We start from the raw sequence: 13,186 nt of genomic DNA, 5'->3' as shown, positions 1-13,186 counted from the left end.
GGCAGTGGCCGGCTGTCTGCTTGTAACATCGCTCACCGCGTCGTGTGTCATCGCGCTTGCGATCCTTGCCGCAGCCTTCATCGTGCTGAAGGCGCGGTCGGTCCCGGCCGAGGGCTGACCCATCGGGGCGACCAGGACGGGGCAAGCGGTTCGCCTGCCCCGTCCCGATGCACGCGCCCGGGCGTCACCGGTCAGGACGTGAACGGGACGCTTCCGGCGCTGCAGTAAGAGCCCGGGCTGTGCACGGTGTGCGCGATCCTCAGCTCCGTCTCGTGATCGCCCACCGGCTGCGGGGCGAGAGCGGCATCGATGTTCCACCGGAACTGCTCGGCGTCAGGGTTCCGCGCCGCATGAGTCTCCAGGGCGACCGGGAGCAGCCGGAGACGTCGATCGACCCATTCGGCGTCCCAGGGGCCCTCGGTCAGGATCTGCTCCGCTGCGCGGAACTCGTAGTAGATGGTCCGGCGCAGACGGTTGCCGAGAACCGCCTCCGACCCGTGCACGACCATCACGTCGTGCACCAGGACGTCACCGGGGTTCATCTCCGCCTGGATCACGCCCGGCGCATCCCAGCCGTACTCCTCCTGCAGCTGGCAGACATCCACGGGCTGCTTGTGCGATCCGGGGGCTACCCGCAGTGCACCCTCCCCTGTGCGTGACGGGTCGAGGTAGACGTCGATGTTGAAGATGCGGTGGGTGCGCGGGTGCACGGCATCCTGGTGCCAGCTGATCGGGGCGCCGTCGCCGGCCTTCTTGAACACCAGCGACTCGTAGGTGGGCACGAACGACGAGCCGGCGAGGCTCTCCGCGATCCCGAGCACAGCCGGGGAGCCGAGCAGCTCCAACGAGGTCGCGTTGTCCTTGTTGTGGAGGTAGTCGATGCGGAACATCACGCGTCCCGTGGGCCGGTCGGCGTACTGGTAGTCCTGCGCGCGATCGTCCCCCTCGGGAAGTGCGGCCCCCTCCTCGATCCACTGCTCGGCCGCGCTCTGCAGGCGCTCCAGCAGGTCGGCGGGGATGCGGTCGCGCAGGATGAGGTAGCCCTGTTCGTCGAACCGGGCGATCTCCTCCGCGCTCAGGTGGTACGGGCGAGTGGTCACGGGTGCTTCCTGAATGGTTGTCATGCTCGCTACGCTAGAACTGATTTACCCGCATACACATCGGGGTTAGCATCGAGAAAGGCCGGGAAAGTAATGTCCTCCGCTCCGCCGACGATCGATGAGGGATCGTTCGGCCTCACCGCCTGGGAGGGCGTCACCGATGCCATGGCCGCGCCGCACGCGCACGACGACCTCGAGGTCAACGTCAGTTCGTCGCCGATCCACTACATCGTCCAGGGGCGCGAACTCACCATCCCCGAGGGGTCCTTCGCCGTGTTCTGGGCTGCACAACCGCACCAGTTGCTGATGCCGGAGCCGGCCCGGATGCAGTGGCTGACCATCCCGCTCCGCCTGCTGCTGAGCTGGCGCCTCCCCGCGCCGTTCCTGCAGCGCCTCCTCACCCGCGAGCTCATCGTCGGGCCGTGCCGGAGCTCCACGTTCGACCCCGGGACGCTCAGACTCTGGCAGGCCGAGCTGGCCGGGTCGCCCGTCGAGCGCGAGACCGCGGAACAGGACATCGAGGTGCGTCTCCGGCGGGCCCTTCAGGTGCAGGGAACCGACGAAGCCGGTTCGCCCGGATCGGCCGCCGGATCGCGCGCGGGCCGCGTTGCCACGATGGCCCGCCACATCAGCACCCATGCCTCCGGGCCGCTCAGTGTCGCCGACGTCGCTGCCGTCGTGCACCTGCATCCGAACTACGCGATGGCGCTGTTCAAGCGGGTGCTCGGGGTCAGCATCGGCGACTACCTGAACAGCTGCCGCATCCACGAAGCGCAACGACTGCTGCTCACGTCCGACCGAACGGTGGCCGCCATCGCGCACGAGTCCGGCTACGCCTCCCTGAGCCAGTTCCATGAGCGCTTCCGTCAGGTCGTCGGCGTCAGCCCCGGGGCGTACCGGAGGGGACGGCTGCCGAACAGCTCCTCCCGGTGAGGGAATTCCGCCGCGCGTGCATCCGATCGACCCGGTCCGGCAGAACACCTTCGGGGGGCTCCGTCGGGGAGCCCCGGAGACGAAGGGGTCCATCATGAAAAGAGCCAAATGGTGGCGGATCGGCGTGGTCGCCGCAGCGGTGCTCGCCCTGGTCGGTGTGGCGGCGCCGGCGAATGCTTCGCCCGCGCAGACCTGGAGGCCGTTCGGCATCGCACAGGTCTCGGTGTTCCACGGCGTCCCGGCGACGCCGGTCGATGTCTACGTGAACGGCCTGCGGGTCCTGAACGACTTCCAGCCCGGGCGCTTCGCGGGACCGTACCTGCTCCCGTCGGGCACCTACCGGCTGGCGATCACCGCCGCCGACGCCCGCAATGACAGGAACCCGGTGATCGGACCGGTGACCGTCACCTTCGCGCGGAACACCAGCTACACGGTCGCTGCGCATCTCACCGCGTCCGGCGCCCCCACGGCCACGGTGTTCACCAACGATCTCTCCACCACGCCGCCAGGAACCGGCAGGCTGATCGTGCGCCACACCGCCGCTGCCCCCGCCGTCGACGTGCTCGCCGGAGGGTCGCCGGTCATCAGCGGTCTGACCAATCCCAACCAGGCGGCCCTCGTGCTTCCGGCCGGGACGGTGAACGCCGCGGTGGCCCTTGCCGGGACGACAGCGCCGGTCATCGGGCCCGCAGCCGTACCGGTCCAGCCCAAGACCGACACCATCGTCTACGCGTGGGGGAGCGCGACGGCGGGCAACCTGACCGTCGCCGTCCAATCCCTCCGGCAGGGGAGTCTCTTCGACTTCCCGTGGATGCTGCGTCACTGAAAGGGAGTCCATGCCTCACACACCGGATGACATCGCGCTTGCGCTCGTCCCCGTCGCCGATCGACGGCGCGAGCCCACGATTGAGGACCTCGTCTCCGCCGCCGGAGGGATGAGCCGCCGGGAACGGGCGGTGCTCGCGCACTTCTTCGAGCAGCTCGCCGAGCGGGAACGCGAGGCAGCGCGCGCCCCTACTGGGGCGACCCCGCGTGGTCACTGGCCGGCGACGGCGCTACCGGTCAGCTCGTGACGTGAGTACGTATAGATGAAGCAGTAGTAAGACCGCGCGCCCGAGGACCACTGCTCAGCGGTCCTCGGGTAGCGGAGGTCGATCTGGACGTCTTCGTTCCAGACGGCCACCCAGTCCCAGTCGAGGATGCTTGGCGCGCCGCAGAGGTCCGTGACCTGGGTCTCCAGCGCCTTCGTACCGGGAAAAGGAGAACTCGCAGGCTCGGGCAGCGTGCCCCGGTGGAGGAGCTGCGCGATGTGCGGGGCGGCGCAGTCGACGACGGGATAGGCGTCCTCCCAGGGCGACGAATACAGCGGGAGGCAGTCGCCTGCCGCGAGGGAATCCACTGGCTGCGCCGGACCGCTGGCGAGAGGGGTGGGGGTGGGTCGCGGCGGCACGCCGAGTGGTGCAGGCCGCGGCTGCAGCTCGGGTATCAGGGGTGACTTCGTGCGGGGCGCCGCGGATGCGCCCACTCGGGCCGACCCTGCCGGACTCGCGATGGCGAACGCCGCAACGCCCACGAGCACGGCGGCGACGGCGACCGTGGACGCGACCAGCGCGATCCACCCCCGCCGGGAGAGCCCGTCGGTGACGCGCGCTGTCGGCTCCGGGCGCGCCGGCGATCGGCTGTCTCGCACGCGCCCATCCTAGGCGCGCGGTCGGCGGGCACCGCGGAAACCGCCGCCGGTCGTACTGCAATGTGATCCCTCACACGCGTTCCCGGACTCCTCCCTAGCCGACCTCCACGACCCTCGGTTTTACCCGGTCCGGGCCTATCCGCGTTACCCAATCGTTACACGATCATGCTTGTGACGCGACGCAATGTGAAGGCTAACATTGCACCAGCCTGCTCCGCTCGGCGGACCGCAGTACTGATTTGCCGGCAGGTCCGGTACCCGAACAAGGAGGTTTGGAATGAAGAAGCTCATCGGCGCCATCGCGGCGCTCGGACTGGCGGCTGTCGCGCTGACGGGGTGCTCCGCAGGCGGAGCCGGAGGCGGCGGCGGAGACAAAGTGATCACCGTCGGATTCGCCCAGACAGGATCGGAGAGCGGCTGGCGTGCCGCGAACACGCAGTCCATGAAGGACGCGTTCTCGTCGAAGAACGGCTTCAAGCTGATCTTCAACGCCGCAGACAACAAGCCGGAGAACCAGATCGCGGCTGTGCACAGCTTCATCAACCAGGGAGTCGACGCGATCGTCATCGCCGCCGTCGTGACCACCGGCTGGGACGACGTGCTCAAAGAGGCGAAGGATGCCAATATCCCGGTGATCCTCGAAGACCGCACGATCGACGCCGACCCCAGCCTCTACGCGAGCTGGATCGGGGACGACTTCAAGAAAGAAGGCGAGACCGCGGGCACCTGGGCGGCCAAGACGGTCGGAAGCACCCCGACGAACATGGTCGTGCTCGAGGGTACGACCGGCTCCGCCCCTGCGATCGACCGGGCCAAGGGCTTCTCTTCGAGCATCGGCGGTACGTCCATCACCACTCTCGATTCCCAGACGGGCAACTTCACCCGCGCTGACGGCAAGACCGTGATGGAGGGCTTCCTGCAGAAGTACGGCAAGAAGGTCAACCTCCTGTTCGCCCAGAACGACGACATGGGGCTGGGCGCACTGGATGCGATCAAGGCGGCGGGACTGACGCCCGGAACGGACATCAAGATCGTGACGATCGACGGCACGAAGGACGGTTTGACCGCGCTCGCCAACGGTGAGTTCAACTACGTCGTCGAGTGCAACCCGCTCCTGGGTGAGCAGGTGGCATCCGTGGTGAAGGACGTCATCGCCGGCAAGAAGGTCGAGAAGGCCTACACCGCCAAGGACCTCGCTTTCGACCAGGCAGCCGCCAAGGAAGCACTGCCGACCCGTAAGTACTGATCCGACGAGTGGTGGCCACGGGACAGGCGCCTGCCTGCCCCGTGGCCCTCACCATCGAGAAAGCAAGGTTCACGAGGTGACCGACAACGTCGTCGAAATGCGAGACATCTCCATCTCATTCCCGGGGGTGAAGGCGCTCGACCGGGTCGACTTCACGCTTCGGCCGGGCGAGATCCACTCCCTCTTGGGCGAGAACGGCGCGGGGAAGTCCACTCTGATCAAGGCGCTGACCGGCGTCTATCCGATCGACAGCGGGCGGATCGTCGTCGACGGCGAGCCACGCACGTTCGCCGGAACGGCGGACGCGCAGGCGGCGGGAATCGCCACCGTCTACCAGGAGGTCAACCTCTGCGCCAATCTCTCGGTCGGCGAGAACGTGATGCTCGGCAACGAGAAGCGGGGGCCGCTCGGTGTGGATTGGCGTGCCACGCACAAGGAGGCGTCCCGCTTCCTCGGCGAGCTGGGACTGGAGATCGACCCCCGGTCGCCTCTCTCCTCTCACTCGCTCGCGGTGCAGCAGCTGGTCGCGATCAGCAGGGCGGTGGTGGTGGACTGCAAAGTGCTCGTCCTCGACGAGCCGACCTCCAGCCTCGACCGCTTCGAGGTCGAACAGCTCTTCAGCGTGATGCGGGCGCTGCGCGACCGCGGCGTCGCCATCCTCTTCGTCTCCCACTTCCTGGACCAGATCTACGAGATCTCGGACCGCCTCACGGTGCTGCGCAACGGCCGCCTGATCGGCGAGCACCCGATCGCCGAGATCGGCCGCACCGAGTTGATCGCGGCCATGCTCGGCCGCGAACTGGCCGAGTTCGAATCCATCGGGCGGTCAGCGGACCGGCAGGTCGACCGCGCGGGGACACCGGTCCTGCGCGCGTCACTGCTCGGGCGCAAGGGTGCGGTCGAGCCGTTCGACCTCGAGGTCTACGACGGCGAAGTGGTCGGCATCGCAGGGTTGCTCGGCTCCGGCCGCACCGAGCTCGCGCGGCTGGTGTACGGAGCCGACCGCGCGGATCACGGTCGTGTCTCGGTGCGCGGCTCGACGGCACGGCTGACCAGTCCGCGGCACGCCGTGGAGCAGCGCATCGCGTTCTCGTCGGAGGACCGCCGGGAAGAGGGGATCATCGCCGACCTCACCGTCGCCGAGAACCTGGTGCTCGGGGTGCAGGCCAAGCGCGGATGGCTCCGTCGTATCCCCAAGGCGGAGCAGACGCGGATCGTCGGCGAATACATGCAGTCGCTCGGGATCCGTCCCGCCAACCCCAACGCATTGATCCGGAACCTGTCCGGCGGCAATCAGCAGAAGGTCCTCCTCGCCCGGTGGCTCGCCACAGAACCAGAACTGCTCATCCTCGACGAGCCGACTCGCGGCATCGACATCGGAGCGAAGGCCGAGATCCAGCGGCTCATCGTGCAACTCGCGTCGCAGGGCCTGGCCCTCATCTTCATCTCGTCCGAGCTGGACGAAGTGGTGCGGCTGTCGCAGCGGGTGGTAGTCATGAGGGATCGCAAGAAGATCGCCGAACTCGACAATGAGAGCCACGTCGATGTCGATGACATCGTCGCACTGATCGCCAAGGAGGGCGCAGCATGAGCACGATCTTCAAGCACCGGCTGGTGTGGCCGATCGGGGCGCTACTGGCGCTGATCATCCTGAACACCATCTCGCGGCCGAGCTTCCTCAGCATCACCGTCAAGGACGGCGAGCTGTACGGATCGCTGATCGACATCCTGCGCAACAGCGCTCCGCTGATGCTGATCGCGCTCGGCATGACGCTGGTCATCGCCACGCGCGGGATCGATCTGTCGGTCGGCGCACAGATGGCGATCTCCGGGGCGGTCGCGCTGACGATCATCTCGGGCTCCGGTTCGCCGAACAGCCTGGGCACGGTCAGCACGGCGATTCTCACGGCAGTCGTGATCGGGCTGCTGTTCGGTCTCTGGAACGGATTCCTGGTGGCCGTGCTGGGCATCCAACCGATCATCGCGACCCTGGTCCTGATGCTGGCCGGACGCGGGATCGCTCTGCTGATCACCGGCGGATTCATCACGACCATCACCAGTGCGCCGTACGCCTACATCTCTCAGGGATACGTGTTCGGGCTGCCGTTCGCGTTCATCGTGTCGATCGGCGCCATCATCGTGATCAGCCTGCTCGTGCGCCGGACCGCCCTCGGCGTGCTGACGGAGTCGGTCGGTATCAACCCGTCCGCCAGCCGACTGGCGGGCGTCCGCTCGCGCGGCATCGTCTGGAGCCTGTACGGGCTGAGCGGGCTACTCGCGGGAATCGCGGGAATCCTCTACAGCTCCAACATCATGGCCGCGGACGCCAACAACGCCGGGCTGAACATCGAACTCGACGCGATCTTGGCGGTGGTCCTGGGCGGAACCTCCCTGGCCGGTGGCAAGTTCACACTCGCGGGCACCGTCATCGGTGTCTTCATCCTGCAGACGTTGACGTCGACGATCACCTTCCTCGGCGTCCCGCCGGCCGTGACGCCCGTCTTCAAGGCGGCTGTCGTGATCATCGTGTGCCTCTCGCAGTCCAAGCGGGTCCGAGGATGGCTCGGGCGCCTCCGACCACCGCAGCCGCGCATCGCCGCGCGCTCGGCCGAAACCGAGAGGAGCGCGGCATGAGCGCCACCCCTGTCCTGGAACCGACCCGGACCATCCGCGTCACGCCGACCTGGCGCCAACGGCTGAGGAACAAGGCGTCGTGGGCGCCGGTCGCCGCTGCGGTGACCATCCTGATCCTCATGCTGATCGCCGGTCAGCTCTACTTCGGCGTCTTCGTCACTCCGCGCATCCTCTCGTCGCTGTTCGTCGACAACGCTTATCTGATCGTGCTTGCCGCGGGCATGACCTTCGTCATCCTCAGCGGCGGGATCGACCTCTCGGTCGGCGCGGTGATGGCATTCACCGGCATTCTGGGCGCCAAAATGCTCGCCGCAGGGGCACCCACCGCTCTGGTCGTCCCGGTCATGATCCTCGCAGGCGCTCTCTTCGGCCTGACGATCGGCATCATGGTGCACTACTTCGACGTGCAGCCGTTCATCGCGTCGCTGGCAGCGATGTTCCTAGCGCGCGGGCTGTGCTTCGTCGTCAGTCTCGAGGCGATCCAGGTCAAGGAGCCGGCGGTGCTGTGGCTGCAATCGACGAAGCTCGGCGCGGGCGGCTGGTACATCACACCGACCGTCATCATCGCGATGCTGGTCGTGGCGGTCGCCATCTGGGTGCTCGGCTACACACGCTTCGGCCGGACGGTCTACGCCGTCGGCGGCAGCCAGCAGTCCGCTCTCCTGATGGGTCTGCCCGTCGCCCGCACCCGGGTGCTGGTCTACGTGATCAGCGGGACATGCGCCGGTGTCGCCGGCCTCCTGTTCACGTCCTACACTGCCGCGGGCTACAGCCTCAACGGCATCGGAACGGAACTCGACACGATCGCGGCCGTTGTCATCGGCGGAACGCTGCTCACCGGTGGAAGCGGCTACGTGATCGGATCGTTGGTCGGTGTGCTCGTCTACGGCGTGATCAAGGTGTCGATCACCTTCCTTGGCGCAGACGCCTCGTGGACGCGCATCACGATCGGCATCCTCCTGCTAGCCTTCGTCGTCGTCCAGCGCCTCATCGTCGCCCGCACCAGCAGGAAGTGAACACCGGCCGATAGTAGGGTGGTCTCCGTCATCAGGGCGAGCAAGGAGCACGAGGCGACGATGCATGTCGACCCTGTCGTGGAGGTCAGCGGGGCGTCCGTGCGGTATGCGGGAGACGCTGCGCTCTCCAACGTCGACTTCAGGATGTTCCCGGGCGAGGTCCATTCCCTGATGGGTGAGAACGGGGCCGGGAAGTCGACGCTGATCCGGGCGATCACCGGCGTCATTCCGCTCGATGCCGGCACGATTCGGTTCGACGGGGAGCTCCGTACGTTCTCGAACCCGCGACAGGCGCAGAAGGCGGGAATCCGCACGGTCTATCAGGAGGTCGACCTCCTGCCCAACCTGTCGGTCGCCGAGAACATCATGCTGGGCCGCGAGCCACGTCGCCGGGGCGGGATCGACTGGTCCCGCATGCGGTCGGACGCGCGAGGAGCGCTGGAGGACCTCGGGCTCGACATCGATCCGGCGAGTCCGCTCGGCGGATATTCGCTCGCCGTGCAGCAGCTCGTGGCCATCGCCCGTGCGGTCTCGGCGGACTTGAAGGTGCTGGTACTGGACGAGCCGACGTCGAGCCTGGACCAGGACGAGGTCGCGGAGCTGTTCCGCGTCATCCGTGACCTGCGTTCGCGCGGCGTCGCCATTCTCTTCGTCTCGCACTTCCTCGAGCAGGTGTACGAGATCTGCGACCGGGTGACCGTGCTGCGCAACGGCGAACTGGTCGGCGAGTACCTCACCACCGAACTGCTGCGGATCGACCTCGTGCACAAGATGCTCGGCCGCGAGGGCGCCGCGCTGCAGAGCGTGGAAGCCCGGCCCGAGACCTCCTACGCCGTCACGGGGTCCGATCCCGTGCTGGCCGCGCGCGGGATCGAGCGGCGCGGCTCGCTGAAGCCGGCGAACGTGGAGCTGTACGAGGGAGAGGTCGTCGGCCTCGCCGGGCTGCTCGGCTCGGGACGGACTGAGCTCGCGCGCCTCCTCTCCGGCATCGACGCCACCGACGGCGGCAGCATCCGGCTCGGCGGAGCGCTGCTGCGTCTGTCGGGGCCCCGGGACGGACTGCGGGCCGGCATCGCGTACTCGTCCGAGAACCGGAAGCTCGAGGGGATCATCGGTGAGCTGACCGTTCGCGAGAACATCACGCTCGCGCTGCAGGCGGACAAGGGCTGGCTGCGCCGGATTCCGCGAGCGCGACAGGACGAGCTGACCACGAGCTGGATCGAGGCCCTCGATATCCGCCCCGCCGATCCGGAACGTCTGGCGGGCACCCTCTCGGGCGGCAATCAGCAGAAGGTCATGCTCGCGCGGCTGCTGGCCCTCTCCCCACGGATTCTCGCTCTCGACGAGCCCACTCGCGGTATCGACGTCGGTGCGAAGGTCGAGATCCAGCGACTGGTGAACGAGTTGGCGGAGTCCGGCATGACAGTCCTGTTCATCTCCGCCGAGCTCGAGGAGGTGCTCCGGGTCGGCCACCGCATCGTCGTGCTCCGCGACCGGGAGGTCGTCGCGACGGTCGACGCCGACGACGTGAGTTTTGAATCCCTACTGGCCCTGGTCGCGAACCCCGAGTCCGACGAGCCCGAGTCCGACGAGCCGGGGTCCGACGCTCCGGCGACAGACGGCGGACCGGCATGAGACGGGCGCACAGGTGAGCGTGGAGGACAGGCCGGCGAAGGTGGCCAACATCTTCGATGTCGCGCGGCTCGCGGGCGTCTCGCATCAGACCGTCTCGCGCGTGCTCAATGACGTGCCGGGGGTTCGGCCGGCGACACGCCAGCGCGTCGAGCAGGCGATCAAGCAGCTCCGCTACACCCCGTCTCCGGCGGCCCGGGCGCTAGTAACCCGGCGCACCCGGATGATCGGTTTGATCACTCCGGGGAGCGCCGACTTCGGCCCGTCGTCGATCGCCATCACGTTCAGCGAGGCGGCACGGGAGGCACGCTACAGCGTCATCGGTGTGGCGTCCGTATCGCCGGACGTCGGCTCGATCAAGGGCGTGGTCGAGTCGCTGCTGCGGGAACGGGTGGAGGCGGTCGTCCTGATCGCGGAGGATGTCGCCCTGCTCGACGTGGTGCGGAGCCTGGAGGCGGGCGTCCCGATCATCGCGGTCGCCGCAGGCCAGCATCGCGGACCGCTGACCGTGTCCATCGACCAATACCGCGGCGCGCGCGAGGCCGTGCGTCATCTCGTCAGCCTCGGCCATCGGAACATCGCGCACCTCGCCGGCCCGAGCACGTCGCCCGATGCGATCGAGCGCGTGCGCGGGTGGCGCGACGAGCTGGCGGCCGCTCGTCTCGTCGCCACCGAGCTCAGCCACGGCGATTGGTCGGCGGCGAGCGGTCATCGCTTCGGGATGCAGCTGGCCTGCGACTCGACGACGGCCGTCTTCGCCGGCAACGACCAGATGGCTATCGGCCTCATGGCCGCGCTCCGCACTCGAGGGCTGCGCGTACCGGAGGACATCAGCGTCGTCGGTTTCGACGACATCCCCGAGGCGGGGTATCTCGTGCCACCGCTGACGACCGTCCGCCAGGACTTCGCCTCGCTGGGTGCGCTGACCATGCAGCAGGTCCTGATCGCTCTGGAGGAGCCGGAAGCGGTCGCTGAGTCGATCCCCATCCCCACCCGGATGGTGCTGCGCGAGTCGACGGCCCCTCCTCCGTCGGCGAGGGACCAGGAGAAGTGAGGATGCGATGGACCAGGTGATCTCGGTACAGCTCTGGAGCGTCCGGGAGGAGATCGACGAACTCGGCTGGGATGCCGTCATTGACGCACTCGCCGACGCGGGTTTCGAGCACGTCGAGCCGTTCCACGTGTCGCGGACCCTCCCGAAGCTGGCCGCCGCCCTCGCCCGCACCGGCATCACCACGCCGACCGTGCACGGCGAGCTCGTGGGTGACGAGCTGCCGCGCACCATCGATGCAGCGGCAGAGGCGGGGGCGACGCTGGTGATGCATCCTTCGTTCCCCGCCGACCGCTGGCATGCTCCGGACGGGGTCGAGCGCATCGCCGACGACCTCGCGCGAGCGGCGGAGTTGGCGGCACCGTTGGGGATGCGTGTGGCGTTCCACAATCACGACGACGATCTCCGCGTCGCCGTCGACGGACGTCCGGCCCTCGTGGCGCTGATGGAGCGGGTCGGCCCGTCGGCCGGTGTCGAGTTCGACCCCTACTGGGCCACGATCGCGGGGGTGGATGTGCCGGCGACGATGACGGCGCTCGGCGACAAGATCCTCGCCATGCACCTCAAGGACGGGCCCCTCACCGGGGCGAACGAAGACCAGGTGGCGGTGGGCGACGGCGAGCTGGACTGGCCGGGCTTCCTGTCGCTCGCGCCGGCCGGTGTGCCGCTCGTGATCGGTCTCGACGAGTTCCGCGGGCCGACGCTCGATGCGGTGATCCGGAGCCGGGAGCGGCTCGTGCGGATGCTGGAGGAGTCGGCGTGAACCACTCGAGGGCGGATCGGCACGTTCCCCGCGATTTCACGAGGCCGCAGCCGTACTGGGGCAAGACCGGCCATTACACGATCGCGTCGTTCGCGTGCGAGCAGGTGAAGCCGGCTGCGCTGAAGACGCTCCTGATGGCCAACGCCGACCGGATCACTGTGCCGGCCGGGAGGGCGGCGATCGAGGGCGCCGCGGCGGAGAACGCCCCGAAGAGCCATGTGTTCGTGCCTCTCGCCGATGTCCCCGACCTCGTATGGAAGAACCTCCCGACCGCGGTGAAGGGCGGCCGTGACACGGCGTTCCGCACCGGTCCCGAGCATCCCACCCACTATGCCGACATCGACCAGCCGCTCGACGGCACAACGCTGAGGGAACGCTGCGTCGCGGACCCGGCCAACGTCTCGGTGCCGGTGTGGCAGGACTACTACACCCGGCTCGGACACACGATGCCGGACGAGCGGGGACTCCTCCCGTTCCGCGTCTGGCAATTCTTCGATGCGATGGTCGCAGCCATCACCGACAAAGATCTCGCGCGGTATGTCGCGGCAGCGGGTCTCCTGGCCCACTACGTCGGCGACGCCTGCCAGCCCTTGCATGGCTCCTACCTGTCCGATGGCCTCCCCGACGGAACGGGAAAGGGTGTGCACTCCGCCTACGAGTCAACGATGGTGGACCGGCACGAGGCCGCGATCGTGGACGGGATCGCCACGACCATCGCCGGGGCGGCACGACCCTCCGACGTGACGTCGGGCATGGCGGCGGCGGTGGGGGTCGTCGAGCTGATGGATCGGTCGGCGACGTCGATCGCTCCCCACGACCTGGTGATGTCGTACGCGGCCGTCGCGACGAAGCCCGGCGACGACTCCGTGGCGGTGACCGACGCTCTGTGGAGCCGGTTGGGCGAGAGGACGATCGGCCTCCTGGTGGATGGGACGCTCACCCTGGCGGCGATCTGGCAGAGCGCGTGGGCGGTGGCCGACGGCGACACCGTGTTCGCCGGTTCGCAGCTCACGGCCATCGACGAGCACGTGCTGCAAGCGCTCTACGAGGATCAGGCATTCGTGCCCTCCCTCGTGCTGGACGACATCGGGCCGGTCCTGGAGGAGAAGGCGCAGGGCTAG

At 68.1% G+C, this 13,186-nt stretch carries 13 protein-coding genes; 11 read left to right on the top strand and 2 right to left on the bottom strand.

Annotation, left to right across the window (positions count from 1 at the left end; genetic code table 11):
- Nucleotides 1-191: 191 nt before the first annotated feature.
- The gene (locus P3F85_RS13500) at nt 192-1,124 is read right to left on the bottom strand and encodes a phytanoyl-CoA dioxygenase family protein (protein WP_374008272.1); all 933 of its coding nucleotides are present in this window, start codon (nt 1,122-1,124) and stop codon (nt 192-194) included.
- A gap of 69 nt (nt 1,125-1,193) precedes the next feature.
- On the opposite strand from P3F85_RS13500, the gene P3F85_RS13495 reads away from it, so the two are divergent.
- From P3F85_RS13495 to P3F85_RS13485, 3 genes are all read left to right on the top strand, one after another.
- Nucleotides 1,194-2,033 (top strand): helix-turn-helix domain-containing protein, encoded by an 840-nt coding sequence (locus P3F85_RS13495; RefSeq protein ID WP_374008270.1) that lies wholly within the window; start codon nt 1,194-1,196, stop codon nt 2,031-2,033.
- Nucleotides 2,034-2,127: 94 nt separating this feature from the next.
- Nucleotides 2,128-2,859: a DUF4397 domain-containing protein gene (locus P3F85_RS13490; protein ID WP_374008268.1), complete on the top strand. Its 732-nt coding sequence runs from the start codon at nt 2,128-2,130 to the stop codon at nt 2,857-2,859.
- Between the two features lie 10 nt (nt 2,860-2,869).
- Entirely contained in the window at nt 2,870-3,106 is a 237-nt protein-coding gene (locus P3F85_RS13485) for a hypothetical protein (RefSeq protein WP_374008266.1), read from the top strand.
- On the opposite strand, the gene P3F85_RS13480 is transcribed toward P3F85_RS13485, so the two are convergent.
- The gene (locus P3F85_RS13480) at nt 3,070-3,723 is read right to left on the bottom strand and encodes a hypothetical protein (RefSeq protein WP_374008264.1); all 654 of its coding nucleotides are present in this window, start codon (nt 3,721-3,723) and stop codon (nt 3,070-3,072) included. The genes P3F85_RS13485 and P3F85_RS13480 overlap by 37 nt on opposite strands.
- Before the next feature lie 277 nt (nt 3,724-4,000).
- On the opposite strand from P3F85_RS13480, the gene P3F85_RS13475 reads away from it, so the two are divergent.
- From P3F85_RS13475 to P3F85_RS13440, 8 genes are all read left to right on the top strand, one after another.
- Nucleotides 4,001-4,969 carry an ABC transporter substrate-binding protein gene (locus P3F85_RS13475; RefSeq protein ID WP_374008262.1) on the top strand — a complete coding sequence of 323 codons (969 nt, stop codon included), beginning with the start codon at nt 4,001-4,003 and terminating at the stop codon, nt 4,967-4,969.
- A gap of 97 nt (nt 4,970-5,066) precedes the next feature.
- Nucleotides 5,067-6,560: a sugar ABC transporter ATP-binding protein gene (locus P3F85_RS13470; protein WP_374010938.1), complete on the top strand. Its 1,494-nt coding sequence runs from the start codon at nt 5,067-5,069 to the stop codon at nt 6,558-6,560.
- Nucleotides 6,557-7,603 carry an ABC transporter permease gene (locus tag P3F85_RS13465; protein ID WP_374008260.1) on the top strand — a complete coding sequence of 349 codons (1,047 nt, stop codon included), beginning with the start codon at nt 6,557-6,559 and terminating at the stop codon, nt 7,601-7,603. Before P3F85_RS13470 ends, P3F85_RS13465 begins: the two co-directional genes overlap by 4 nt.
- Nucleotides 7,600-8,619: a sugar ABC transporter permease YjfF gene (locus P3F85_RS13460; protein ID WP_374008258.1), complete on the top strand. Its 1,020-nt coding sequence runs from the start codon at nt 7,600-7,602 to the stop codon at nt 8,617-8,619. Before P3F85_RS13465 ends, P3F85_RS13460 begins: the two co-directional genes overlap by 4 nt.
- 60 nt (nt 8,620-8,679) lie before the next feature.
- Complete coding sequence (locus tag P3F85_RS13455) at nt 8,680-10,254, top strand: sugar ABC transporter ATP-binding protein (RefSeq protein ID WP_374010937.1); 1,575 nt, start codon at nt 8,680-8,682, stop codon at nt 10,252-10,254.
- 13 nt (nt 10,255-10,267) lie between these two features.
- Entirely contained in the window at nt 10,268-11,305 is a 1,038-nt protein-coding gene (locus P3F85_RS13450; protein ID WP_374008256.1) for a LacI family DNA-binding transcriptional regulator, read from the top strand.
- 7 nt (nt 11,306-11,312) lie between these two features.
- On the top strand, nt 11,313-12,065 hold the full coding sequence (locus tag P3F85_RS13445) for a sugar phosphate isomerase/epimerase family protein (RefSeq protein WP_374008254.1): 753 nt from the start codon (nt 11,313-11,315) through the stop codon (nt 12,063-12,065).
- Nucleotides 12,062-13,186: a hypothetical protein gene (locus tag P3F85_RS13440; protein WP_374008252.1), complete on the top strand. Its 1,125-nt coding sequence runs from the start codon at nt 12,062-12,064 to the stop codon at nt 13,184-13,186. The genes P3F85_RS13445 and P3F85_RS13440 overlap by 4 nt, the downstream gene beginning before the upstream one ends.

This window comes from Leifsonia sp. T36S-04 (genome assembly GCF_042465655.1).
GTDB lineage: Bacteria > Actinomycetota > Actinomycetes > Actinomycetales > Microbacteriaceae > Leifsonia.
Note: the sequence above shows the minus strand (reverse complement) of the source record. Positions and strands in the feature narration are given on the sequence as shown.